Annotated in this window: 20 protein-coding genes; 18 read left to right on the forward strand and 2 right to left on the reverse strand. The window is 42.4% G+C overall.

Features of this window, described 5'->3' with window-relative positions:
* Positions 1 to 136: 136 nt before the first annotated feature.
* Both FED51_RS05280 and esaA read right to left on the reverse strand, forming a co-directional pair.
* Positions 137 to 607, reverse strand: a complete 471-nt coding sequence (locus tag FED51_RS05280) for a YueC family protein (RefSeq protein WP_233443880.1) — start codon at positions 605 to 607, stop codon at positions 137 to 139.
* Entirely contained in the window at positions 597 to 3629 is a 3033-nt protein-coding gene (esaA, locus tag FED51_RS05285; RefSeq protein ID WP_233443908.1) for a type VII secretion protein EsaA, read from the reverse strand. The genes FED51_RS05280 and esaA overlap by 11 nt, the downstream gene beginning before the upstream one ends.
* Before the next feature lie 634 nt (positions 3630 to 4263).
* Here esaA and FED51_RS05290 point away from each other — a divergent pair.
* The 18 genes from FED51_RS05290 to FED51_RS05375 all read left to right on the forward strand — a co-directional run bounded on the left by FED51_RS05290 (position 4264) and on the right by FED51_RS05375 (position 25457).
* Positions 4264 to 4554 carry a WXG100 family type VII secretion target gene (locus tag FED51_RS05290; protein WP_010897144.1) on the forward strand — a complete coding sequence of 97 codons (291 nt, stop codon included), beginning with the start codon at positions 4264 to 4266 and terminating at the stop codon, positions 4552 to 4554.
* Between the two features lie 77 nt (positions 4555 to 4631).
* Complete coding sequence (gene yukD / locus FED51_RS05295; protein ID WP_010897145.1) at positions 4632 to 4874, forward strand: ESX secretion system protein YukD; 243 nt, start codon at positions 4632 to 4634, stop codon at positions 4872 to 4874.
* A 26-nt stretch (positions 4875 to 4900) separates the two neighbouring features.
* Positions 4901 to 6223, forward strand: a complete 1323-nt coding sequence (essB, locus tag FED51_RS05300; protein ID WP_053431866.1) for a type VII secretion protein EssB — start codon at positions 4901 to 4903, stop codon at positions 6221 to 6223.
* Positions 6223 to 10692: a type VII secretion protein EssC gene (essC, locus tag FED51_RS05305; RefSeq protein ID WP_053431865.1), complete on the forward strand. Its 4470-nt coding sequence runs from the start codon at positions 6223 to 6225 to the stop codon at positions 10690 to 10692. The genes essB and essC overlap by 1 nt, the downstream gene beginning before the upstream one ends.
* 135 nt (positions 10693 to 10827) lie before the next feature.
* Positions 10828 to 11244, forward strand: a complete 417-nt coding sequence (locus FED51_RS05310) for a YwqH-like family protein (RefSeq protein WP_053431864.1) — start codon at positions 10828 to 10830, stop codon at positions 11242 to 11244.
* Between the two features lie 6 nt (positions 11245 to 11250).
* Positions 11251 to 11511, forward strand: coding sequence for a DUF5344 family protein (locus FED51_RS05315; protein ID WP_083445633.1), 261 nt, complete (start codon positions 11251 to 11253; stop codon positions 11509 to 11511).
* Positions 11512 to 11630: 119 nt separating this feature from the next.
* Positions 11631 to 13346: a ribonuclease YeeF family protein gene (locus FED51_RS05320; protein WP_053431862.1), complete on the forward strand. Its 1716-nt coding sequence runs from the start codon at positions 11631 to 11633 to the stop codon at positions 13344 to 13346.
* Between the two features lie 94 nt (positions 13347 to 13440).
* Positions 13441 to 14535, forward strand: coding sequence for a hypothetical protein (locus tag FED51_RS05325; protein WP_053431861.1), 1095 nt, complete (start codon positions 13441 to 13443; stop codon positions 14533 to 14535).
* Between the two features lie 84 nt (positions 14536 to 14619).
* Positions 14620 to 15189: an STM3941 family protein gene (locus FED51_RS05330; RefSeq protein WP_053431860.1), complete on the forward strand. Its 570-nt coding sequence runs from the start codon at positions 14620 to 14622 to the stop codon at positions 15187 to 15189.
* Positions 15190 to 15261: 72 nt separating this feature from the next.
* Positions 15262 to 16050, forward strand: coding sequence for a hypothetical protein (locus FED51_RS05335; protein ID WP_053431859.1), 789 nt, complete (start codon positions 15262 to 15264; stop codon positions 16048 to 16050).
* A gap of 33 nt (positions 16051 to 16083) precedes the next feature.
* On the forward strand, positions 16084 to 16881 hold the full coding sequence (locus FED51_RS05340; protein ID WP_138090322.1) for a hypothetical protein: 798 nt from the start codon (positions 16084 to 16086) through the stop codon (positions 16879 to 16881).
* Between the two features lie 574 nt (positions 16882 to 17455).
* Positions 17456 to 18010, forward strand: coding sequence for a hypothetical protein (locus tag FED51_RS05345; protein WP_053431856.1), 555 nt, complete (start codon positions 17456 to 17458; stop codon positions 18008 to 18010).
* Positions 18011 to 18029: 19 nt separating this feature from the next.
* Positions 18030 to 19055: a hypothetical protein gene (locus FED51_RS05350; RefSeq protein ID WP_053431855.1), complete on the forward strand. Its 1026-nt coding sequence runs from the start codon at positions 18030 to 18032 to the stop codon at positions 19053 to 19055.
* A gap of 88 nt (positions 19056 to 19143) precedes the next feature.
* A complete protein-coding gene (locus FED51_RS05355) occupies positions 19144 to 19374 on the forward strand; it encodes a hypothetical protein (protein WP_053431854.1) in 231 nt (76 codons plus the stop codon).
* Positions 19375 to 19743: 369 nt separating this feature from the next.
* Positions 19744 to 20565 (forward strand): hypothetical protein, encoded by an 822-nt coding sequence (locus FED51_RS05360; RefSeq protein WP_053431853.1) that lies wholly within the window; start codon positions 19744 to 19746, stop codon positions 20563 to 20565.
* Between the two features lie 1419 nt (positions 20566 to 21984).
* Positions 21985 to 22866 carry a pirin family protein gene (locus tag FED51_RS05365; protein WP_053431850.1) on the forward strand — a complete coding sequence of 294 codons (882 nt, stop codon included), beginning with the start codon at positions 21985 to 21987 and terminating at the stop codon, positions 22864 to 22866.
* A 477-nt stretch (positions 22867 to 23343) separates the two neighbouring features.
* A complete protein-coding gene (locus tag FED51_RS05370; RefSeq protein WP_053431849.1) occupies positions 23344 to 25224 on the forward strand; it encodes a T7SS effector LXG polymorphic toxin in 1881 nt (626 codons plus the stop codon).
* The gene (locus FED51_RS05375; RefSeq protein ID WP_053431848.1) at positions 25224 to 25457 is read left to right on the forward strand and encodes a hypothetical protein; all 234 of its coding nucleotides are present in this window, start codon (positions 25224 to 25226) and stop codon (positions 25455 to 25457) included. The genes FED51_RS05370 and FED51_RS05375 overlap by 1 nt, the downstream gene beginning before the upstream one ends.
* The last annotated feature ends 19 nt before the right edge of the window (positions 25458 to 25476 follow it).

The following is a 25476-nucleotide window of genomic DNA, read 5'->3' on the forward strand; positions in this document are numbered from 1 at the left end:
ACGCTTTCTGCTAGAGTGTTCAAAAAAATAATTAAACATATAGATATCCCCGTGTTTTCTTCAAATCAATCCATTTCTTATCATAAAGAATCCCCGTTCATGCTCTAGTCACGCAAGCACAAACGGGGGGAATGAATTACTGCTCCACTTGATTAAATCCTTTAGGTAAGACGTATATGAACAGAGTCAGAAACAATGCAACGACAGCACTCCCTAATGCCCAAGGGAGCCAAGCAACGGATGAATGATCATCTAGTGCCTGTTGCGGTAAAGGGTTCTCTGTCTCAAACAGTCCAATATGACTTGCGATCATTTCTGTTGTGACTTTGTCTTCGCCATTGAAAGAGAGGGCTCGAATCATTTCGTCATATTCTTGTTCTAGCGGTTGGTCGAATTGCAACTTACGCACTTCATCTGGTACACGTACGGGCTCTCGTGCCTCTCCTGAGCTGTGATCATTTCGTAAAGTAGGCCGGATCTCATGCTCTCGATACTCAGCTGGATCTGTACGTGTAGGCTCCTCCGCGCCAAAAGAAAGGAGGGGAGAAAACCCTGTAAGAAGCATTGCTATGGCACCACAGCAAACAATCAAACGCTTAAACATCATATTCCTCATCCTCTGCCGAATGACGTGATTGTTGATTTTGGTAAAGGTGTTTAGCCACTGGTATCGCAATAGCAAGGCAAGTAATCGCGGCTAATATTAAAGCACCTGGAATAAATAGCTTTTGCTCTCTATGTTGGATGGATATGAATAGTTCCGCTATCGGATTGTTGGAACTAAAGTTTGGCATCGCCATATCAAGGAGCGGAGTGGTAAATAGGAAAATAATTAAAACGCTCCCGAGTGCTCCAATCCATGGTCCGATCATGAGCATTAAACGAATAACTCCTACCGTAGCTAGGATTAGCAATACCGTAATGATGGTCCATTGAATGGCCTGTCCATCCGACATTGTATAGATGTTGAGTCCATATATGCTAATGATTAATCCAAGAGCAACCGATAAAATGACATAAAGTGAAAGATGTACGGGAATTGGCAAAGCCCCATAATGGTGTGCCAAATACCCTATCAGCAGGCTGACAAGCAAGATAATCACAAGCATGACAACCGGTGGTGTAAATGGCTCGGTAGGTTCTTCCACTTGTTCCCCGGCAATGTTCACAGGGTTCGCTAAATAGTTGTAGACGTAATCATTGTAATAGCCATCGTTAATAGCATTATAAAGGATGTCATTCAAATTGTTGTGTACAAGTTCGGTCGTACCAATACTCTGTTTCCATCGGTCGTTTAGATCATCCGATTTGCCTTGTACGCTGGAGACTTGTGCAAACATCTCTTCGGTGGATCCAATTAAATCGTCTTGATGTTCACTAAGGGAAGACACAGTATCGCCGAGTAGTTGCACCTCCATCAGAGACGTTTGATGACTCACTTGCACTAGATGACCGTCAAGGCCCTCGATGGGTCCAGCTTCAATTTCAATAGGCTTGTGGTTACTCTTCATTTGATCTAAAGAGTTGCCCGCAAGATCTCGTGTATCATTAACCAAGGATACAATCAGCTGTTGTTCTTCTTTTATGTCATCACTTAGCTTGGAGAGCACGGCATTTGTATCTTTAAGGAGCTTATCCATTTCCTCACGTGCTTCTCTAGAGAACTCCTGGAATTGTTTAATATCCTCGGTCAGAAACATAAAGGATGTTACTTTATCTTTTGAGCCCATGATTTGCTCTCTTAACTCTTCCATACGAGCAAAATGTTTAATCGCTTTTTCAGCTTTGTCTCGATCTACAGTGCTACTAGAGTGATAGGTTCGCATCGTCAGTTCAAGCTCAGCAAGTAATCCGTAATAGTCCATGAGCTTATCAGGGTCACGATTTTGGATTGGCTCTTCAAAATGAGACGCGAATTCACTCGCTGGTTCGGATTCTAAAATCTTCTTCTCGCGCTCATGAATTTTAGTAATGAGAGAGTTAGGTACCTCGTCTCTCCTTTTTTCTAATTGATCCACGTAATGAAGCAGTTCTTCTAGGTATCTGTCGTAGTTAGATACGAGATCGTGGTTGTTTTTGATATTTGATTTTTGATCACCTAGCTCTTTCTCTAGTTGTTCAACAAGGGCAGTTGCCCTTTCCCAGATTGTATATGGGGAACGGTCGTCCTCAGGCTGCTCAGGCTCCGGTCCTGGCTCAGGATCTGGAGTTGGCTCAGGATCTGGCTCAGGCTCCGGTGTTGGCTCAGGATCTGGAGTTGGGTCCGGGTCCGGTCCTGGTACAGGCTCAGGATCCGTTATTGGGTCAGGATCTGGCCCTGGTTCAGGATCTGGAGTTGGCTCAGGCTCCGGTGTTGGTTCTTCCTTTTCCGGTTCAAGCTGGGTAAGCAATTCTTTTATGATATTAATTTGTTCCTGCATCCCATCAAGCGTACCTGGATTTAACCCCATTAAGTCCTCTTCTGGTGCACCTGGCCGCTGTGGTTCACCAGGGGTGATTTGAGTCAGATTCTCACGTCGGTTGAGAGTTCTTTCCATTCTAGAAATAAAGGCCGTCAAAGTATCCTGCTGATTGTAATTTCTAATGACATCCCTGTGTGATTGCGGCAGAAGGTCTACCTCTCGATTGAGTGCCTGAAACGAATGGCTCATATTCGTTTCAAAGCCATGCATTTGCTGATTGAGAGTACCCATTCCAGAATGAAAAGTTAGCAAAAAGTCGTACACTTTGCTTCCTTCATTTTCTAGTTGTGGCTGAAAGGGTTCCTGCCCTTCTCTAATCCGTCTCTCGCCATCTTCTAGTAATGCTTTGAGCTCAGTGGATGCATCATTTACCAACTGTCCATTTTCAAGATCAATCAACCGTAAAGAGTCAGCTACATCGTCTTGATAGGCTAGGTATGTGTCGATATTGTTTGTCAGTGTTTCAAAAGCCTTTTCAGCTTCTGTCAGGCTGCTGTGTGAATTTCCTGCAATATCTGTCGCCTCTTTTGAGTGGGAAAATAACTGGCTCAAGCGATCACGCTGGCGATCAATTTCTTTCCCAAGTTCTTCTGAACTAGGGGCGTAAAACGCATGCATTTCATTTAAAAAATTAATCTCTTTCTCTAGTACTTCATCAAAGTTCGTTTGTACCTCGTGGATTTCTTCGCTCACATAACGCCAATACATAGCTGTAACTTGACTGTTCAGCTTTTTTTGGGCCGCTTCTAGTTCTTTTTGGACGCGTTCTTGGTTTTTTGCGTTTAGATGGGGCGAGATTTCATAACGAATGTTAGTGATGCTAGGCATTTCCTCTTTAAATGACATAATGTCACGTGAAAAGGAAGAAGGGATATAAATGACAGCATCGTATTCTTTGTTTTCCAGCCCTGCTTGTGCGACGGGTCGGCTAACAACAGGCCATTCATACTCTGATTCACCGTCCTCAATCGTTAGGACCAAGTCTTGACCGAGCGTGACGAGATCATTATCTGCTCGAAGAAAACCATCATCTTCGTTTACAATGGCGATTTGATCTGTCGTGTTTTTCGGTCGAAACATAGGTTCCGAACCAATGTAATTAAAAAAAGCGAGCGGTGTCACCACGATGATCACAATGGCGATGAGTAGGCTGACACTGCTTTTCATGCTTCTCACAGTCTATGAATCCTCCTTCATTACATAAATATAGTCTATACGTCAGCATACGACGGTATGTCAACGATTTCCTTATAATCGTACCAGAAACAACGATTGATGAAAATCACTAATTTTGTGGAAAAGTGTAAACAGATGTAGAAGTATGTATATAATCATGAATATGACAGTGGTTATCAAGGGTTATGAAATTGTGAAAAAGAGGGTTTTAATGTTTTTTTGTAGGGGAATATGTAGAATTATGAAACAACATCGTACCAGTAGCAAGTGCGTGTGGAGATCGACTATAACACGAGATGAAAGGTTCATATAGAAGCATTCTAGGGAATAACCGTAAAATTACATAGGTAATATAGGATAGGTAAAAAGATAGCGAGTACACAGGACTACGAACTATGTAATTTAAAGAAAAAATAAGTAGATAAGTGAGGAGCAAGTAACGATTCGAAGGATTTACTATGATACTGATGGGGCACTAAGGTAGGTGATATGATAGGAATACTGGACTAGGCCAAGATGGCTGATGTGTAAAATATACCAAATAAACGTTGACATGATCATAATTCGACACTTACAATAATTACGCAATATACAAAAATTAATAAATATTAGGAGGAGATTTTTCATGGCACAAATTCGCATGACACCAGAAGAATTGCGTACTGAAGCTAATGAGACTCGTTCAGATGCAGCATCTTATCAAGATCTACTACAAAGAGGAGATGCACGTATTGAGAAGCTTGGCTCTACTTGGGAAGGGGAAGCATTCCAAGGCTTCGCTGCACAGTGGCAGGACAAGCGGAAGCACGTAGAAGAGCTTATCCAACTTTATGAAGAGCTTGGAGCACAAACGGATGATATTGCAAATGTTGTAGAAACAACAGACCAAGAAATCCGTAGCCGCATTGGATACTAATTCATATCGACGGAGCGCAATCGCGATTCATGTTATTGTGGATTGTGGTTGCGCTTTTTTTGGAAGAGGTGTTTTTCGTGTTCATAAAAGTAACGGTTGATTTGCGCCATTATATAGAAGGAAAAGAAATTGATTTGCGCCTATCAGACCAATACACGGCGCGCAAGTTCATTGACATTGTGTGGGAAGTTGAAAAGCTGAATCAAACGCGACGAGAGGGAGATTTTATTCGCATTGATAACAAGGCGCGTATACTTGGGGGAGATCAGATCTTGGCAGACCATGGTGTCACAAATGGTGATCGCTTAGTGATACTGTGACATAGGAGAGGGGCAGAACAGGGAAAATGAGTGAAAGAAAACGACGTTATATAGAAGAACAAGTAGGCATGCAGTTAGGAAAAGATGAAAACAGCCATTATACCATTACCTTTCAAAATGAAGAGATTAAATTACATGATACGTTAGAAGCAAAAGTATTAGACGGATGTGATCCGCACACGACAAGAGAAATCGAACAAAATGAAGACGACTTTGTAATTAAAGTGAAACCAGTGATCCCTTTGAGGTCGTTCGGTTCGCTTCGAAATAAAGAAGAAAGTGTAAAACTCTTTGTTGCCCACGCATTGATCCAAAAAGTCATCCAACATGATCACGATAAGCTGCATCTGATTGTTAGCCCAGAGAACGTGCTTGTCAGTGATGGATTAGATGTGACATTTATCCATTACGGTGTGAAAGACAGTATCCCCCCATATGAAACAGACCCTGAGAGATTATTTCTTGAATTACGTGCTACCTTGCTAGTGCTTCTAGATGGAAATCACCGATTCCATGAATATATGAATTATCATGACACATTAAAACTATCACCTAAAGCCAAATCTCTCGTCCAACAAACAACGTTAGAAGAATTACGTGAGCTTGTTCGTCATTGGATACAGAAACACGAGCAACAAGAAAAGCAATTACATAAAGTTCCAAAAACAAAGTGGACCATACAAAAGTGGGTAGGGATCGGGCTCATTGCCGCGCTTGTACCAGCAATCATCTATATTGTGTACGTCCTTGCGTTTTTACAGCCACGCCAAGAAGCATTTACCGCCAGCCATGCTGCTTACTTAAATGAAAACTATAGTCAAGTGATTGATACGCTTGAACCGTATTCACCAAACAGCATGCCACGTGTCGTCAAATATCAACTTGCGCAATCTTACGTCGCAGTAGAACCGTTGCAAGCCTATCACCGAGAAAACCTTAAAAATGTGCTTGTGCTACAGGCTGCTGAATCTTATTTTGATTACTGGATTGCGATTGGCCGAGGCGAAAATGAAAAAGCGATTGATATTGCTCGCGGGCTCCAAGATAAAGAGTGGCTCGTCTACGCTAATGTGAAGCGTCGAGAAGAAGTCAAAAGTGATGAGAACCTCTCAGGAAAAGAGCGGGAAGACTTGATCAAAGAGATTGAAGCGGAGATCGATGATTATATGCGAGAACTTGAGGAGTTAGCAGAGGAAGGGGAATCATTCCAACCGAATGCAGAACCTGCTGCCTCTAACGAGCTAGAAGAAGATGAAGGCGATACAGAAGAAGATGATTCAGACAACCAAGAAGCCAAAGACGAAGACAAAGACAAAAAACAAAAAGATAAGGATGGAGGTGATAAATAATGTCCTCGACGTTGTGGATCTTTTACGATCAGTATGTGCAAAGGGCAACGGTGGATGGACTCCCTACTTTCATTGGCCCAGGAGAACAAGCGACGTTACGTATTTCATGCTTAAAAAACGACATACAAGTACGTGATCAAGACGGTCAGTGTTTGATCATGACTGATGGTGAAGAACTGCATACACTTCCTTCTGGTGAGTCATGCGAATTGACCATTGACGGAAAGCCTTATTCCTTCCTATATGTTGGAGAAGCGCCAAGCGAGAAAAAGTATTACATGGGTCATGCTAATCTTGTGACGATCTCAAATGAGCCTTCTGCCAATATCGTGCTACCATCAGATATTGGAATGGATTGCACATTGCTATGCGAAAGAAAGGAATGGACGCTCTATCCGAAAGAAGGCACACAAGCTCCCTATGTGAACGGGAGGAAAGTGTCAATCCCGACCCAGATAGTAGACGGTGATGAGATGCTTTTCGGACGCGTGCTTTTGAAAATAATAGAGGGGGACATTTTAGTAGTTGAAAGTAGTGATGCGTATGAAACGACGCTAACGCAAGTAGAGACGCCGACGTCCCTCATGCAACAACAGTATCCCATTTATCGTCGTACACCGCGAATGATCTACGAGCAACCGACTGACAAAGTGGAATTCTCTATGCCATCTGAAGAAATAGATGATGTTGGTAGGCCGCTGTGGATGGTTTTGTTGCCGCCAGTTGCAATCATCGTAATTATGGTGACGATTTCCATTGTTTTTCAACGCACGTGGATGCTGTTCATGTCAGTGCCAATTATGACGGTCATGGCGGTTGTGGCGACAACGATGTTTTTTCGCGAGAAGAAAAAGCGAAAGCAAAAAGAGGAGAAGCGCAAGCGCGTGTATAGCCGCTATTTAGAGGTGAAGCGGGACGAATTACAAGCGCTAGCGGATGCGCAAAGGCATGCGCTTATGTATCATTTCCCCACGTTTGAACAAATGAAGAACAAGGCGCGTCGTGTGAGTAGTCGCATTTGGGAACGAACGATTGATAACAATGACTTTTTAGATATTCGAATCGGACGGTCGTCTGTACCCGCGAGCTTCGAATTAAATCAACCGAGTGATGAGTTATCGAATCGTGATCGAGATGAGCTGATGGATGATTTTGATCGGTTTCGTGAGAAGTATTCCCATTTAGAGAATGCGCCGCTGCGTTTAAGTGTGGCCCGTGGGGCGATCGGATATGTTGGAAAGCCTTCGATTGTCGAACGTGAAGTGTCACAGATCATTGGGCAACTTGCATTTGCCCACAGTTATCATGACTTACGATTTGTTGCGATTTTGAATGAGGAACAACGTAAGAAGTGGGAGTGGATGAATTGGCTACCACATTTTCAATTGCCTGGTACAGAGGCAAAGGGCTTCATTTATGATGAAAAGGCGTGCGACCACATTTTAAATCCATTGTATCATATGCTTCGTGAACGGGATCTAGCTCAAAAGGAGACTGTTGAAAAGAAACGTGAAAAGAAGAGGTTCCTGCCGCACATTGTCTTCTTCGTCGCAAACCGTTCATTGATTGCCGAACATGGCATTATGGAATATTTGGAAGGGAAAGACAAAGAGCTCGGCTTTACGGTCATTTTCTTAACAGATGTGGCGCAAAACTTAAATGAGCATGTGCATACAATTGTGAAAGCCGTTAATCGAAATGAAGGTGAAATTGTCCTACTAAGGAATATTTCCATTCACAAACGCTTCCAGTTTGATGCATACGATCCAGCGTCAAATGAAAACTATGCCCGAATGCTGGCCTCTCTGCATCATCAACAGGGCATGACGCGCTCAATCCCTGATATGGTGTCCTTTATGGAAATGTTCCCAGGGGTCATACAGGCGAAAGATTTAGAAATCAGAAAACGGTGGCAAACAAATGACAGCACTAAGTCCCTTGCAGTGCCAATCGGCTTAAAAGCCAAAGACGAGCTCCTTGAGCTAGACGCCCATGAAAAAATGCATGGTCCACACGGATTGCTTGCAGGAACAACGGGATCAGGAAAATCTGAGTTCTTACAAACATATATTTTATCTTTAGCTGTTAACTATCACCCCCATGAAGTCGCCTTTTTGCTTATTGACTACAAAGGGGGCGGAATGGCGCAACCGTTTAAAGGGATGCCGCACCTCCTTGGTGTCATCACGAACATTGCAGAAAGTGAAAACTTCAGTGCACGTGCCCTTGCCTCGATTCGATCAGAATTAAAGAAGCGCCAGCGCTTATTTGATGAACATACCGTTAACCATATTAACGACTACACTGAACTGTATAAAGCAGGTACTGCGAAAGAACCGATGCCGCACCTCTTTATCATTTCCGATGAATTTGCGGAGCTAAAAAATGAAGAGCCAGAATTTATTAAAGAACTTGTATCTGCGGCACGAATTGGTCGTTCACTTGGTGTTCATCTTCTCCTAGCAACACAAAAACCGAGCGGGGTCGTAGACGGACAAATTTGGAGTAACTCCCGTTTTCGGATCGCCTTGAAAGTACAAAATGCGACCGATTCAAGAGAAATTTTGAAGAACGAGGATGCCGCTTATATTAAAGAAACGGGTCGTGGCTATTTACAAATCGGAAGTAACGAGCAATACGATTTGTTCCAAAGCGCATGGAGCGGTGCACAGTACTTGCGCTCAGCCCATGACGGCGAAGAGGAGATTGCGTATGTGACAGATCTCGGTTTAAAACTTGTGTCACGAGCGGAGATAAAAGAAGATCGCGAGCAAGAAAGCATCACCGAGATTGAAGCGGTTGTGAACGAAATTGCCGCAACAACTGACGAATTGGCGATCGTTCCGGCCAAAAGCCCATGGCTTGACCCATTAGAGGAACGGATCTTTTATGAAGCGACAAGTTCAGAGGACGAGGCACAAGCCTTTCCATTTGCGCTTGCCGATGACCCAGAGAATCAGCGACAATTCCCGATTTGTTATGACTGGGGCAAAAGCGGCAATTTGATGATCTTCGGTACGAGCGGGTACGGAAAGTCGACGACGCTTTTGACGTTACTTTTAGCATTTGCGGAAAAGCGCTCACCAGAGCAAGCGAACTATTATGTGCTTGACTTTGGAAACGGTGCGCTCCTGCCGTTACGCCAGCTTCGTCATACCGGGGATTACATTAAAATGGATGAAGGACGTAAATTAGAAAAGCTTATTGACTACATTGAAAAAGAAATGGAACGCCGCAGTGAGCTGTTTATGGAGAAAGAAGTGAGCAACATCTCCGTATACAATGAAGTGAGCGATGAGCCATTGCCGTCGATTTTCATTGTCATTGATAACTACGACATTTTGCCAGAAGAATTTTCAGACCAAGCACCAGCATTTACCCGGTTCGCTCGGGATGGTCAATCGCGCGGCATTTACGTGTTTGCGACCGTCACGGCAAGAAACGCCGTGAAGCCTGTGTTGTTAAACAGCATGAACATGAAGATTTGCCATTATATGATTGAGAAAACCGATCTTACGTCATTACTCGGAAGGGTTCCATTTGCGATTGAATCTGTCCCTGGCCGGATGATCGTCGCAAAAGATAAGAACTGGCTTGCCCATACGTACTTGCCAGCAAAAGGAGAAAACGACTTTGAGGTGATTGAAAACGTCAAAGCGCGTATTCAAACAATCAATGATCGCTATGAAGATTCCAAGCTGCCAAAATCGATGGCCATGTTGCCAAAAACTTTGACACTTACTGGGTTGCGAGAACGTATAAAAGAAGAGCCACGATTAGGAATCCCACTAGGGCTAAACGAAGAGACGGTTCAGCCAGTGTATATAGATCAGGATGCCGGTGCGCATATGGTGATCGCTGGTGAGCCAAAACGCGGAAAATCAAACGTGCTAAAAGTGATACTCTCATTCTATTTTGAAACCGATGTGGAGAAAATCGTTTTGTGTGACGGTGTAGATCGTCCATTGTTTGATTTTAGCCGAAAAGATAAAGCGTTGTATCCAACCAATGCAGAAGAGTTACAGCATGCAGTAGAAGAGTTGAAGCAAGTGATGGAGGAACGGAGAATGCAGTACGATGAAGCGCTGCAAGCTGGGACGGAGATTCCTCAATTCCGCCCGTATCTCTTTGTCATTGATAGCTTCAACGAATTTAAAAAGATGTTAGGGGTTTCTAAAGAGCCAGCCTTTGCAGAGATGATGCAACTGTATGGTCACCTTGAGTTTCGGGTGATTGTGGCTGCCGACCATAAGGATGTAAGTCTCGGTCGTGGTGGCGTGATGGGAGAATTGAAATCGGCTCGACAGCTTGTCCTTCTTGTGAAGAAATCAGCTCAAAGTCTGGTCAGCTTTACTCATGACCGGACGGAGAAATTGGAAGATGGATTTGGCTATCACGTGGTAAATGGTAGAGACACGAAGATTAAGATTCCTGAAGTAGTAAAAGAAGAAGCATTCATACATTCATAGATGATTGGGCATCAGCGTCATCTTTAGGCGTTACTCTAGAGGGACTCGAATCCAAATCTCTCAACGAAGAGACACGGAAAAAGAAAACAAATTGTGAAGTAAAACATACCATTTAATGGAGAAGGGGTATGCGACATGAGCGATTATTCAAGTAGAATTAACGCGCTTAATCGAGAGATCGGCGTATTAAATGATGCCATTAGTGTGGCTCAGTCTCGTCGACAAGAGTTAGCGGAAACACGTCGTCAGTTGGTTACGGGGAAATCACAGTTGAGTACAGATGAAGAGTTGATCAAAAAGCCGGAAACAGGCGAACCTGGATCAATCGGTACACATGCGTCAAACCATGAGGATGCGGAGCGAAGCATGGTATTAAAAGGACATAAGGACTTACCGGTACAAGTGCAAGAGATGATTGATGCGATTGATAGTGAAAGAGACAGACTTCAAGACAGAATCGATGGCCATAGAAGAAGCATCAGCTCAAAAAGAAATACCATTAGACATTTGAGGGAAAGACAGCGTATAGAAAATGCAAGGAAAGGATCGTGATTGATCATGGAAATTAAAGTGAATGTTGCCGAAGCTAACGCCCTGCTTCAAAGTGTTGGTGAATTAGCGGGAAGCTTTCAAGCCGTTCCTGTCAGTACATCAGCTGATGACTTAGATATGATGACTGAAGTAGATGCGGTGAAAGTGGAGCTAGATGAATATGTGCAGGCGTACATGGCGGCCTTGTATCAAACAGAAGTAGAATTGCAGTCTTTAATTCAAGGCTATGAAACAGTGGATCATGAGCTAGCCGGTCTAATGAAATAGTCGATAACGAGTTCCATGCAACCATTAGGATAGGGGCGACGGTCGAAGAAGCCCCCATCGCTCCTATAAGCTAGTAATCTGGTGAAGTACGATTCAAATGTTCAAGGGGGATCTTACACATGAAATTCTTAGATGTGAACCAACATCTCTCGGAACTCGATGAACACATCAAAGTGTTAAAATCATATGGAGATGTTTTCGAAGAAGTAGAAGCAAGAATCACACGTGTCATCAATATGGACGGAGCATTTAAAGGAGAAGGAGCACAAGGAGTTATTAACAATCATGCCCATGTGCAGCTGCCGACGATCCGCTCCATTCGCGCCTTTCTGATTTCTTACGCCGAGACACTCGAAAAGATGAAAGCGAACATCACTGAGTATGAGCCTGCCTCCAATGGCTCTGTGTCAGAAGACTTTTGGAAAAACCAGCTACCAAAAGGATACGATCGCTATGAAGAAAAATTAGAGGAACGAGAGGCGACGATTAATCAGGCCACGGCCGAAGTCAGCCACATCTTACACCTCGGCAAACTTCAGACAGGCGACGTGTACAACAGCATCGATAGTGCACGCAAACACGCAGATACGGTACTCGAAGGCTTGTATGACCTCGACCAAGCCGGTGTCGAATTAATGGCCCAAGTACGAACGAAGATGGAAGAGCTAAAAGCGACAATCCGGCAGGTGCTAGACTGGACCATGACTGGTGGCGTGACGATGAAGGGTGTCAGCATCATGGAGGTAGGCGGGTATTTCGCCAACAACGCAACCTTGCATGAGAAAGCACCCGAGGTGGACACGAGCAAGGTGAGCGTAGGAGTGTATGACCCAGCGCTGGCAGACAATCCTTCGTTAGTGCAGGGAGTCGTGAATTTTTTAGGAACAGATGCAAAAACGATTCAGAATTGGGGACTGGTCGGTGTTGATGTTACGCGAGGTGCAGCGACGGCAATTATGTTTACAACGGGCATGTTGAAATTCGTGGACAATGGCAACGGTACTGTTAAATTGGTGGCCGATAAGACATGGAAAAGTCAAAAGGGAAAGTACGAGTCAAAACTGGCTTCTAAAATACATGAGTTAATGAAACATCCAAAAGGAAAGTATTTTGGTCAACGTTTTGGAAATATACCTAGTAATCTACCTAGAGACATAGCCGGATTAAGAAACCTTCCAAACGTAGGAGTTGGAGGACTGTTGAACAGGGCTACAGGTCCGATGGTGATCTATAGAAATGGCCAGCGGTTTGTGAATTACTATCAGCGTGGAGCTGGTAGGAGTAATTTCGGAAACTTATTAAAAAATGTAAAGCATAACTTTGTACCAACGATAAAGAGCATTGATGTCAAAAATACGCTTAAAAATATGAAACCGGGTGGTGGCGGTTGGCAAAAGAATCTTGCCCGCGCAGGAAATGTATTGGCGGTAGGGCTCAACTTTATGGAAGCATTTTCGGATGAACATAAAGATAAAAGTACAGCACAAAGAACGGGTCGAGCGCTTGCCGGGACAGCGTTGGATATTGGTGCTGCATATGCCGGAGCAACTGCCGGGGCAGCGATCGGCACGATGATTTTTCCTGGCGTCGGTACCGTTGTAGGCGGGTTTGTTGGCGCAGCAGTCGGAGGTATCGCAGCGAACACATTTTTAGGGGAGCCTGTACGGCAAGTTGGAGAGAAAATTGGCGCAGCAGCTGAAAAAGGTTGGAATGCTACAGTGGATGCCGGAAAAGCCGCCTGGAACGCTGCAAGTGATTTTGGGAATGACGTCAAAGAAGGGGCAAAGAATTTATTATCAGGCGGTGCCAAAGCGCTCGGAAGTCTATTTGGTTAATATAGGTGAGTGGGGAGATATCTTTCCCCGCTCATCCCCATTTGTGAAATGACTTCTTGTTTCTGTTATGACAATGTGGAATTGAGGTGTGGTTGTGAGAAACATCCATTCTTTTTCTGATAAAAGTGAAGCGAAAGAAACTTACCCATCAATTTTAAGCCTTTATCTCATTGGTGGAGTATTTGTTTACCTTTATAGCATTCCGAATATCTTTTTTGTGTACATAAGTGATACATGGCGTTTGTTTGCGATTGTTCTGTTTTTAAGCTATTTCGTGATGAGCGCAGGTGCTGCATATGTTGTTTACCGCTTCGGAAGTTATGAGAGACTCGAGGCTAACCTGCTTAGTGCCACGGTTTGCTTATGGTCAATGGTGGCGATTAATTTATATGGGATTCAGGCGCTAGTGAACCAGCCATTTTATCAAGAACTTTATATCAATCTTCTTTGGATCCAATTATTTTTTATTTTATTCTCATGGATCAAGTGGATTCCCATTCGTACACGTAAACTGGTAGCTCGTATAGTAACCATTATTCTTGGCGCGTTTTTTATTTTTCATTTATTAGGGGTTTTTGCTTCTACTAAAGGCATGGGTATTTATGTGTTCTTGTTCGGTCAGGAGGTGGCAGTTGCCCTTATATGGCCAGGTATTGCCCTTTTTTTATCTGGATTTTGGACACGTGTGATCATGGCCGGGGGGATCGACATAGATATTACCCCAGAAGAGCGGGCGCGAATGATCGCAGAAGAAAAAGCTCGCGAAGAGGCATCAAAACGAAAACCATCAGAGGAAATGCTGTCAAGTGGACGTCACTTAGAATTCGGAGAGTTGGATTATTTGGTTGCCGAGGGAATAAGTACGTACCGGGAAAAGGGATCAAAGACGTTTGAAGATGTAGAGTTTTTATATGTAGAGAACGGTGTCCGTTATTTTAGTCGAATGGATTTGAATCCGGCGAAAGAACTGATGTTGTATCAAGAGAACGGACAATGGTATTGCCAAACAGCTGGGCAAGAACCTGAAAAGGTGTTGTTGCCACCAGAGCATCTGGAAGAGGAAAAGCATGAGTTTGAAATCGATAAACGTGAATATTTGGAGCAAGCAATTGAATACAGACGTTTAGTCCCACGTTTTGTAGAGATTCCGAGTGATATTGATGCGTCTAAGATCGACTGGTGTGACTAACACTGTGTTTTGAAATAGCATATCAGCAGTTGGTAAGAGTAGTTTTGGTAAAGTAAGAAACAGTTTAAAGGGGAGGTAGAGACGATGAGTGAAACACATCAAACTCAAGTCAGTAAAGATCGTATGATCGTTTACCCAGGGAAAGGAAGAACATTATTGCTTTCCATCTTGTCATTGGCGTTTGTAGCTGTTCTGGTGTGGGCAGCGTTTAATCGAGACACAATTGGGGAGAATGCCCAAGGAATTACGACTGTTATCGCGCCAATCCTGCCCTTAATCTTAGTAATAGGCATTCCGTTCTTTAGCCTTTGTACGGTGTATTTGTTGTATCGTCTGGTAAAACCGAAGCCGTCATTACGGATTGATAAAGAAGGAATTTACGAAAATGCTTCTCTAGCAAGTGTCGGTCTAATCCGCTGGGATGAGATTGAACGAATGGGGATGTATTCATTAGCAGGACAAAAGATGATAGGCATCGTTCCAACAGATTTTGAACCTTTCCTTCAGCGACAAAGCGGTGTAAAACGGTCCCTTTTAAGTGCGAACAAAAATAAGGAATTTCCAATCAGTATCCCGCAAAACGCTAGTGAGGTCCCATTAGAGTCGGTGTTGGAATTTGCCCGGCAGTTTATTGATCAAGAGAAAATCGGATAGGCACGATAATAAGCACATTCATTTGTGCCTATTATCGTATTGGGATGAGGATCGTGAATGGAGGGATAGACAATGATTCAGGAGAAAAAAACATTCTCGTTATCGACAGAAGAACTAAGCGTAGCGATGATGCTGTGTGGATACGAGCAGGCAGCAGCTGATGCGTTGAAGAACACGCGAGAATGGAAAAGTGACGAACAACTACAAGAAATTATCGGTGAAGCGGAATTATTATTACGGCGTCGCGGTTATCAAAATGAGAAGGGCGAGATGGATCACGGACTCGAAAGTTTGATTCATCTATTGATGAGAGCAGAGAAAAAAGTACGTTGTGTACACGGTAAAACAGTGATGCTTTTACATAACATGGGATCTCGGAAGGTGCTCGTGCAAAAATGTGAAGATGGCGTGCATAGCTTTTACGACATTGATTTGACCAAAAAGGAACAGGGTGAAAAAACCATACAAGACTTTTATCAGTTTCCTGCCGAGCAACCGATCGAGATGGAGCCGTTTATGATGTCGAGTGAGATCTTTCAATCGTTTTCAGTCGCAAAGACGGCAGAACAAATCAACGAATTGCTTTCTAAAGGAGAACATCCTCCAGCTATGCAAGTATTCATGAAGGAGTTTGTAGAGAGTGGATGTTTCCTAAATAATCTATCACTAATCAAATCTGATTACATCACTGATGAGAACGAGATGCCAGAAATCCATTTATTTTTACCGTCAACATCCTTTATTTGGTATATCGATTATACGGAAGTAGATACGCAGGGGAGCGTATATTTCTATCCTACAGAAGCGTCTTCATTAATTAAGATGATCATGACGCGGATGAAAATGTGGTTTGGCTATTAATAAATTAAGCGGCTGTGCTTATTAGAGGGGTGGATGATGAACTTGTTAGAAGAAAAGAAGATCGCCTTATCTACAGATGAAATGATTGTAGCGCTGGCCTTATGTGGTTATGAGGATGTAGCACGGGAAGCTTCCTTGCTAAAACGGGATATGACAGAAGAACAGATAGACGCTTTAGCATACCATGCAGAAAGACTGTTAAAGCACCGGGGGTATTGGAATGAGGAGCGACCAACTCAATTAGCCCAAGAAGTGGAAGATCTGATTCATGCTATGATGAAGGCACCAAAAAAGATTCGCTGCGTATATGGACAGTACGCATTGCTGTTTCATCACCTGGCAGACGGAGGCATGATTGTCCAACGCTTTGAAGGCATGGACCATATGTTCACAATTATTAATCATAACTCTGATTATGTGGAGCACCTGATCGATTTTTACGGTTTACCTGAAGAGAAGCCGACGGAGGGAATCGCGCCTTTTGCGATCGAACGAGAACTGTTTGATTCCTTGGACACGTTTACAGATGAAGAAATGGACGCAATTTGTGAAGATGAAGGCCATCCTATCTCATTTCGCTCCTTTTTAAAAGACTTCCAAGAGCGTCATGCGGTTCTAGATTCAATCACATTTATGTTTGGAGAAGAAACCGAAGAGGATCAGCGCGATGAGCCAGTTTATCTCTTTTTAAGGGGAAAATCGTGTGTGTGGGTTCTTGATTATAGTTTTGTGACGGAAAGAGATGAGATTGATGTATACTCTGTGGAAATGAAGGAGTATCTTAAACTGATTACGGAGGAAGAGCTTCCTGCTTGGTTAGAGCGGAATTAACATCAAAAGAACATACTTTATTCTTGTGGCGAGCTTTAGGGAGTTCGCAATTTTACCATGTGATTAGAAGGTGAATAGAAATAATTTTAGTTCTTGTGAGGGATGATAGATTGTCCAATAAAAGAGTCAAGAGTGGAGGATCCTCCCCAAAACGGTTTGGTCCAGAATCTTTTATGCAGGGCTACATCACTTTAGTTTTAATGGGGGTTGTGGTCTATGGTTTCAGTATTGTCAACATAAATTTCATTTACTTAAGCGATTTCTTCCGCTTTCTTGGACAAGGGATATTGATGAGCTACTTTATTGTTGGCGCAGTTGTCGTGTATATTAGTCTTCGCTTTTTTAATAGCATGATCATGTCATTGTCTATCGGATGGTCTGTGGTGCTATGGACGGTTTTCTCAGCTGCTTTATGTGCTTTGCAGGTGTTGAAAAGTTATCCCAGTCTACAATTGATATACATAGTCATTAACGCTTTTCTTTTCTTCGTCTTGTGGTTGATGTCTAGAAAAAAATCTTGGTGTCTACTAAGAAGAAAATTTTTAATTCGTACGTGGCTGTATGGACAAGCATTGTGATTTTTTTGTTTGTATCTCTTTGGCTTACTGGATATCGTCGGTATGGAGAAGGGGTTGGAGATGAAGGAATTTATCATCAAATTCTAGGAAAAGAGTTAGCTAATTCAATCGCAGGCCCTTTTTTCTCGATTTATGTATCTGCTGTTGTTATTGGTTTGTTTATGTGGATTCTCTTGAAAAAAGAAACGAAATGGAATTTCGAGGAGGTTCCTATACCAGTGGCTATAGCAGGTCACTTATTTTATCAACAAGGAAAATGGGGATATGAAGGAAGATGGGGCTATCATGCCATTGATAGTAATAATTTTCCTGATGCAGTAACATTTTTAGAAGAAAAAGAAGGAAAGTATTATTTTTACCGGAAACCAATCGGTGGTCCAGAAGAGAAAATCGTTCTCTCTAAAGGAGGAAGTGCAGAACGAGGTATGTTCTACTGTAAGATTGTAGGAAGTGAACGCCCTTCTGAACAAATCATGGTTGTATATGAAGAAAGTGTGGGCAAATGGCGTCCATACGAGTTTGAAGAAGAGGAAGAAAAAAGCTCATCATAAAGCACAGAGGAGATTAAGAATGTCAAGCAAACCTTTTGATCGAGAACCACCTGGTGGTCGTCTTGGACCTGAATCGATCACAGCAGCGTATATAATTTTAATAGCATGGGGAATTGGTGTTTATGGCTTTAGCATTGCAAATATTAACTATATCTATGTGAATGATTTTCTTCGCCTAGTAGCTCAAGTTTTGTTAGCAGGATATTTTATAGTAGGTGTGTTCATCATTCATATCGGATGGAGCTTTTTCAATAGAAAAAAAATGTTCTTGACGCTGGTATCGATGATTGTTCTGTGGACAGTGGCAGCTTCAGTTTTATGTTTTTTACAAGTATTAAATGGTCATCCTCTTGCACAATTGATATTTAGTGTGATTGTCGTGATACAACTAGTGTGCTTGCTTGTAGTGGCTCGCAATCGGCTTCCTCTATCAAATCAGTTCAAATTTTTTCTGACATATACTTCGATAGTGTTATTTATTATTTTTGGCACAATAGCTGTTCTACAGCTAGCAGGTTACCGGAGGCGTGGTGGAGTAGGCACTGATGGTATTTTCCACCAAATATTAGGTGAAGATTTAGCTGGTAAAGTAGCGGGAGCTTATTTTATAACTTATGTTTCTGCTATAGTAATAGCTATTTTAATTGGGGGTATCGTTCACATACGACGCAAGTGGAACTTCTTTTACGAACTACCCCCGGATAGAACCATCGAAGGGTATCTAATTTACATCCCTCCGAAATTTGGCTATTCCAAAGGGAAGTGGGGATATCTCCCTGTTGGAAGCAGTGATTTCCCTGATCCGGTAGCATTTATTGAAGAAAAAAATGGTGTACGCTATTTCAAAAGGAAAGTGCATAGAGCCCCAATAGAAGATTTTTCGCTACTAAAAAGGCCAGGAACGGAGAAAGGTGTGTTCACTTGTCGCGTGTCAGACGGTGAATCGAAACAGGTAAAAGTATTTTATGAAGATGGCGTGGGTAAATGGCGTTTAGGAAAATGGCATCCATACGAGTTTGAAGAAATTAACGAGAAGGCAGAATAATAGAGAGTGGCCAATCGATGGATTATTGCTGGTCAGGGCAAGATGACAAGGAGATGTCGGTGCAGCCGCAGGAACAGCGATTGGCACGATGATTTTCCCAGGGGTTGGTACGTTTGTTGGCGGATTTGTGGGTGCGGCAGCAGCTGGTATCGCAGCAAATACAGTCTTGGGAGAACCGGTAAGACAATTAGGAGAGAACATTGGTGGCGCGGTTGAAAAGGGTTGGAATGCAGCGAAGGAAACAGCCAATAACGTGACAGAAGGGGCGAGAAATTTATTGTCAGGGGGCGCCAAAGCACTTGGTGGTTTGTTTGGGTAGTGTAGGTGAGCGGGGAAGGCCTTTTCCATTGTTCTCCATTCTTTACATGACTTTATTGTCTTTGTTATAACATCGTGGAATTGAGGTGCGATCGTGGTATATGTTAAGCCTTCCCCAGGTTCACGCGGGGAAAAAAGTTTTTTGCTTGCTTATAGTGGATTTAACTTTCTTTTCGGATTGTTGGTTCATCTATACAGCATCCCAAATATTTTTTTTGTATATACTGATGACACGTGGCGTCTTTTTGCGATTCTTCTGTGGGGGAGTTATTTTATAGTGAGCGCTATTCCTGCATATGTGTACTACCGCTTAGATGACAATTCCCAATTGGGATCTTACTCGATTGTTTTTACAGGATGTTTATGGTCCATGGTGGCAATTAACTTATATGGGATTCAAGCGCTAGCCGATGAACCATTTTACCAAGGGGTTTATATTAATTTTCTTTGGGGGCAACTGTTCTTCATTTTAATTGCATGGACAAAGTGGATCCCCATTGATACACGCAAACGTGTGGCACAGGGAGTGACCATTGCCCTTGGAGCATTTTTCTTGTTCCATCTGTTGGGGTCTTTTAATTCGACTAGAGGTGCTGGCATTTATGTGTTTTTGTTTGGAGAAGACGCTGCGGTGGCCCTTATCTGGCCAGGTGTTGCTCTTTTTTTCTCTATTTTTTGGACACGTGTAATTATGGCCGCAGGTATCGACATAGACATTACTCCAGAAGAGCGAGCTCGTGAGATCCAACGATATGAAGCGGAGAAGGAGGCGCAAAAGCGCAAACTATCGGAGGAAATGCTATCAAGTGGGCGGTATTTGGAATACGGTGAGTTGGATTATCCCATTGAAAGCATAGATAGTTATCGAGAAAAGGGCTCAACAACGTTTGAAGATGTGGAATTTTTATATAGAGAAAACGATATTCGTTATTTTAGCCGAATCAAATTTCATCCACCGAAAGAAATGATTTTGTATCAAGAGAACGGTCAATGGTATTGTCAAACAGCTGGACAAGAACCTGAAAAGGTGTTATTGCCAGAATCGACAATCAAAACAGAAGAGAAATTGCGTCCATTTGAAGATGATAAACGTGCGTATTTAAAGCGAGCGATCCGTGAGCGTTTAGAAGTTCCACATTTTGTGGAAGTACCAGACGACATTGATGAATCTAAGATCGAGAGGTACAAATAGCAAGAGATTCAGAGAATGAATGGTGGAGTAGATGATTTTTAGTTAGCACGGATCCGAAGCTGTCAATGATCGAGCAGAGGTTATATTGGCTGCGAAAAGATAATCGATAGGCATTAAGGGGAGCGAATCTTAAGTCTCCATTTGAAGTAAGAAAATGGATGAAAAAGGTTAAGATGATCTATGAAATAGTCGTTTTGTCTAATATTTACAATAGGAATGATGAAATATGAAGCTGATCCCGATTTATACTGAAATTGTAAAAGATCGACAAAATCATACGATATTTCTTGATGAAAAAACACGATTTACTTATAAGGCTTACCATAAGGAGCCTAGTCAACGTTTTTATTGGATTGGATTCTTTAGTTTTTTATTCTTCATGAGAGAAATGCAACAGTTGAATTTATCTTTCTCCAATACGGTGAACATTGGCTTAATCATTGCTGTCATTATACTTGGACTAATTTCTGGTAAGTATTTCTATAAGAAATTCACATATGAAGAGTTAAAGAAATTTATTTGACCGAATCAATGATTGAAGATTATGTCGAGGAGGGAGAGAGAGTATTCAAACTAGAATTGTGGATTGCTGCTATTTGTTTGATTAGCTTTTTGTTCTTAATCATTTTATTTATCTTTACTTCTTCCTTCGTTTTATTAATTTTCTCTTATTTGGCATTGGTGTTTTTTAAGGTCTATTTATATAGACTGCCAAAAGAGAGGTTTAGATTATATAAACGTTCTACCAATTAACGACTTTGTTGAAATTTATAGTGGCTAATGTTTTCATTTTTTAATCTTGCATTCTCGTTTTTCGGTATTTCAGCTTTTCAATTACTTAACGAACTAACGGGTGCTCTTTTAAAAAGATTATGAATGGAAGAGGTACTATTGTACCATTGGTAGAAAAACAACAATTTAAGAAAAAAGGAGATCATCATGTTTAAGAAGAGCATCCGCTACCCTTTAATCTATTTTATAGTCTCTATTATTTATCAGTTAGTGATTCATCAAGAGGTTAGATGGATTGAAAACCTATTTATCTGTTCTGCAATGTTCATGATTTATATGTTGTACTATTGGGCAAAAATTCCATATGAATGGAAGAAGAGGAGTGATGAGTCATAATCGAATAAAGCAGAGTCTAATTGATCAGGTAACTAAATCGATTGGCGGATTTCGTATAAGTTACGAGGCTTTTATTTTACCCTCTCAACAGCTATAACAGTAGGTGTCTAATCTCCTTTCGAATGCCGAGTTACTCTCCCCAATCATTTTACGTTTTTCCAGTGCTGAGCTAAATAATTGCTTTACTCGCCTAACCTATAGTAATCTCAAGTTACTTACTATACTTTTTTATATAATAAGTAGTTTATTTTTCGTGGCATTACTAGGCTAGCGTTATAAGGAGTGATCAACATGGAGGCAAATACGTCTAAACATTTTCAGCGGGATGTGAAAGATCATTGGTATGTTCAGTATGAGCAAGGCTCGTTTCCTTTCATTCAAAAAGGGTGGGTTTTGCCTGTCGAGCGTTGGCGTGAGTTTGACCCTTTTATTTTAATGGCGGAAGATTGGTTTAAAAGAGGCGCTTTTTCCGATCACCCACATCGCGGATTTCAGACCATTACGTATGTCATTGATGGAAGGCTTGAACATATTGATAATGGCGGTGGACGCGACATTTTAGAGCCCGGAGATGTTCAGTACATGAATGCAGGTTGGGCTGCAAGGCATGCGGAGGAAGGAGTCGAGGAAGACATCGCTCATACGCTGCAATTGTGGCTGAATTTACCGAAGGGCCAACGAAAAACAGAAACATCTTATCAAAACATTTACGCTGAAGATGCTCCGGTCATAAACGTGAGAGGCGGATTTGTGAAAGTGTTTGCCGGCGATTTTGGTGAAGTAAAAGGGCCACTTCAATCTATTGTACCGATTACACTAGCGGAAATTAACCTTGAAAAAAATGCAACATACAAGCACCTTTTACCTGAAAACCATAATGCATTTGTCTATGTCTTGTCAGGAGATATGGACCTTGGAACAGAGGAAAAACGCGTGAACTTAACCAAGCATGGTGTTGCCACGCTTACGTATAAAGATGACGGAGATCCAGCAAGAAGAAGTGAATTAACGATTACGTCCAAAAGGAGAAGAGGAAAACTGCTGATTTACTCGGGTACCCCAATTAAAGAGGAAATTGTCCCGTATGGCCCTTTTGTTATGAATTCAATGGAAGAAATCAAGCAAGCCTTTCGGGATTTCCACGATGGACAATTTGGCCCACCCGCTGTTTAAAAGGAAAGAATAGAAGAGTAAAAGCATTGAATGGACCATCGGCTTTGGCAATGAGCGTTGCTAGTGCTGATGGTCCTTTTTCATTAGAGACGAGAGCTTGTTACTTGATAAACATATATTGTGAAAAGAGTACCATTTTTGAGCATTTAGGCTTATGCATAATTGGTGATAAAATCCTATTTAACCAATATCAACGGTGTCTTATGATAGTTTACATGGATATTATTTCCTTGAGAAATTTTTGGTGGTTAGTAATAGGAAAGTATTAGTCGTTTCGTTTACGGATAAAAGTGAATGGTAGGTTAATTAAGAGAGTAGGTAGTGGCAGAAGGCAGTCGATTCATCTAGTAGATGCCCAAGCGTTTATGCGGTGGTTTTACTAGGTAGTACAAAAAAGCCCCCATGGCCTCCGATCACCTACTTATCTATAGCATATAGACTGGCGAAACCATTCTAGTTTTTAAGGGGGGCTTTAGCATGAAGTTCTTAGATGTGAACCAACATCTCTCGGAACTCGATGAACACATTAAAGTATTAAAATCATATGGAGATGTTTTCGAAGAAGTAGAAGCAAGAATCACACGTGTCATCAACATGGACGGAGCATTTAAAGGAGAGGGCGCAAAGGGAGTCATCTATAATCATGCCCATATGCAGCTGCCAACCATCCGTTCCATTCGCGCCTTTCTAATTTCTTTCAGCGACACACTCGAAAAGATGAAAGCGAACATCACTGAGTATGAGCCTGCCTCCAATGGCTCGGTGTCAGAAGATTTTTGGAAAAATCAGCTACCAAAAGCATATGACCGTTATGAAGAAACGTTAGAAGAAAGAGAAGCAGCCATAAATCAGGCCACGGCTGAAGTCAGTCACATCTTACATCTTGGTAAGCTTCAGACAGGCGATGTATACAACAGCGTCGATAGTGCACGGAAACACGCAGATACGGTGCTAGAAGGACTGTATGACCTCGACCAAGCCGGTGTCGAATTAATGGCACAGGTGCGGACGAAGATGGAAGAATTAAAAGCGACGATCCGGCAGGTGCTAGACTGGACCATGACTGGTGGCGTGAGGATGACAGGTGTGAGCATCATGGAGGTAGGCGGGTATTTCGCCAACAACGCGACCTTGCATGAGAAAGCGCCAGAGGTAAGCGTGAAACTCTCAACTCCAGATCCACTCATTCAGTATGCAAATGATTTTCCGCTTCGTTTTAAGTACGACACTATGCGTAGTATAATGAAACTACTTGATCTATCTAACTACCAGAAGTGGTTTTCGAGTATGATCCAATCGTTACCGCTCACGAGCTTTTTTAATGTGGCACGGGCGTCTACAGTGAAAACAAGTAATACTGGAAAGGTGTCTCAAAGCCGAATGGAGTGGGAGGAGCCGGATACGACTGGCAGGAAATACGTCCAAATTGAGGTTGCCACGGGTGTGCGCATCTGGGTCTGGTCTTCGGACGGGAGAACGGCCACGCCGGAAGACTTACGGTTTACCGAAGAGCATGATGAATGGAAACGAAAATACGGCGTGAAAAAAGAAACAGATCCCACCTTGGAACAAGTGATGATGGATAACTTCAAGGATCACGCAGAACGGCTACGAACAGGAGTGAATCCGGAAACGGGTGAAGCGTTAACCGAGGTGGAGAGAATGCAGAGCTGGTCGGTCGTGCTGAGCGGCCCGTCCACACTGGCGTCTCTAGCCTACTGGGGAAACCGCTGGGGAAATGTCAAGGTCAATCCGGGAATCGTAGACAAGAAACCAACAAGCCTTGGTTCAGTCAATCCCAAGCAGAAAAGCAGCCAAGTTCATGCTGTTGAAAGCAAGCCCAAGGATAACAACCCTGTGTCGGAGAAAAAGGGGAATCATTCATCGAGGAGTGGGGTGGTTGATGGTAAGGGTAATGCAATCTTGGAGGCAGATAAATTTAAACTATCTCAATGGAAATATCGCCCCTCTGATGAAGTGTATATACAGTATAAGCATGTTTTTGATAACCCTAAATATTATGACCAAACGACTGGTAATATTAGGTGGCCAATTAATGATGGATTTGAAGGTGTTGCCAAAGATGCAACATTAAGACCAGGCACTCGAATCGACAGGTATGGTTTTGAAAGTGGAACTTTTGTCTCGCCTGAAGGGATTTCTTATGAAATGAGATCATTAGCTCCAGGTACAAAAAGTAAACCATATCATGTTTATGAAGTATTAAAGCCTATAGAAGGCTTTGAAGGAAAAATAGCACCATGGTTTGATGAAGTTGGTGGAGGGGTACAATATAAACTGACTAAGTCAATCCAAGAATTGATAGATGAAGGATACTTAAGGGAGGTATTTGACTAATGAGGTTAAACGAGCTTGAGAAGAAACTTCAAGAGATGAATATACCTAGCGATGTTTATTCGTTGAATGGTGGACTACCTAATGAAGCATTCTGTGTGAATGAGGATAATGGCAGATGGGAAATTTATTATAGCGAGAGAGGCAATAAGTCCGGAAGAAAAATATTTGATACCGAAAATGAGGCGTGCGATTACTTTTTGACATGGATTAAGCGTAATCTCAAGATTGTTTAATTTATGACACGATAGAGGT

The sequence above is a fragment of the Halalkalibacterium halodurans genome (genome assembly GCF_005671335.1).
Taxonomy (GTDB): Bacteria; Bacillota; Bacilli; order Bacillales; family Bacillaceae_D; genus Halalkalibacterium; species Halalkalibacterium halodurans.

Bases quoted from the DNA above. Each gene is read 5' to 3' on its own strand.
- essB (WP_053431866.1), top strand. From the start codon at position 4,901: ATGAGTGAAAGAAAACGACGTTATATAGAAGAACAAGTAGGCATGCAG.
- FED51_RS05290 (WP_010897144.1), top strand. From the start codon at position 4,264: ATGGCACAAATTCGCATGACACCAGAAGAATTGCGTACTGAAGCTAAT.
- FED51_RS05335 (WP_053431859.1), top strand. From the start codon at position 15,262: ATGATTCAGGAGAAAAAAACATTCTCGTTATCGACAGAAGAACTAAGC.
- FED51_RS05350 (WP_053431855.1), top strand. From the start codon at position 18,030: ATGTCAAGCAAACCTTTTGATCGAGAACCACCTGGTGGTCGTCTTGGA.
- FED51_RS05280 (WP_233443880.1), bottom strand. From the start codon at position 607: ATGATGTTTAAGCGTTTGATTGTTTGCTGTGGTGCCATAGCAATGCTT.
- essC (WP_053431865.1), top strand. From the start codon at position 6,223: ATGTCCTCGACGTTGTGGATCTTTTACGATCAGTATGTGCAAAGGGCA.
- FED51_RS05310 (WP_053431864.1), top strand. From the start codon at position 10,828: ATGAGCGATTATTCAAGTAGAATTAACGCGCTTAATCGAGAGATCGGC.
- FED51_RS05365 (WP_053431850.1), top strand. From the start codon at position 21,985: ATGGAGGCAAATACGTCTAAACATTTTCAGCGGGATGTGAAAGATCAT.
- FED51_RS05340 (WP_138090322.1), top strand. From the start codon at position 16,084: ATGATGAACTTGTTAGAAGAAAAGAAGATCGCCTTATCTACAGATGAA.
- FED51_RS05320 (WP_053431862.1), top strand. From the start codon at position 11,631: ATGAAATTCTTAGATGTGAACCAACATCTCTCGGAACTCGATGAACAC.
- FED51_RS05370 (WP_053431849.1), top strand. From the start codon at position 23,344: ATGAAGTTCTTAGATGTGAACCAACATCTCTCGGAACTCGATGAACAC.
- FED51_RS05315 (WP_083445633.1), top strand. From the start codon at position 11,251: ATGGAAATTAAAGTGAATGTTGCCGAAGCTAACGCCCTGCTTCAAAGT.
- FED51_RS05330 (WP_053431860.1), top strand. From the start codon at position 14,620: ATGAGTGAAACACATCAAACTCAAGTCAGTAAAGATCGTATGATCGTT.
- esaA (WP_233443908.1), bottom strand. From the start codon at position 3,629: ATGAAAAGCAGTGTCAGCCTACTCATCGCCATTGTGATCATCGTGGTG.
- FED51_RS05360 (WP_053431853.1), top strand. From the start codon at position 19,744: ATGGTGGCAATTAACTTATATGGGATTCAAGCGCTAGCCGATGAACCA.
- FED51_RS05375 (WP_053431848.1), top strand. From the start codon at position 25,224: ATGAGGTTAAACGAGCTTGAGAAGAAACTTCAAGAGATGAATATACCT.
- FED51_RS05355 (WP_053431854.1), top strand. From the start codon at position 19,144: ATGATTTTCCCAGGGGTTGGTACGTTTGTTGGCGGATTTGTGGGTGCG.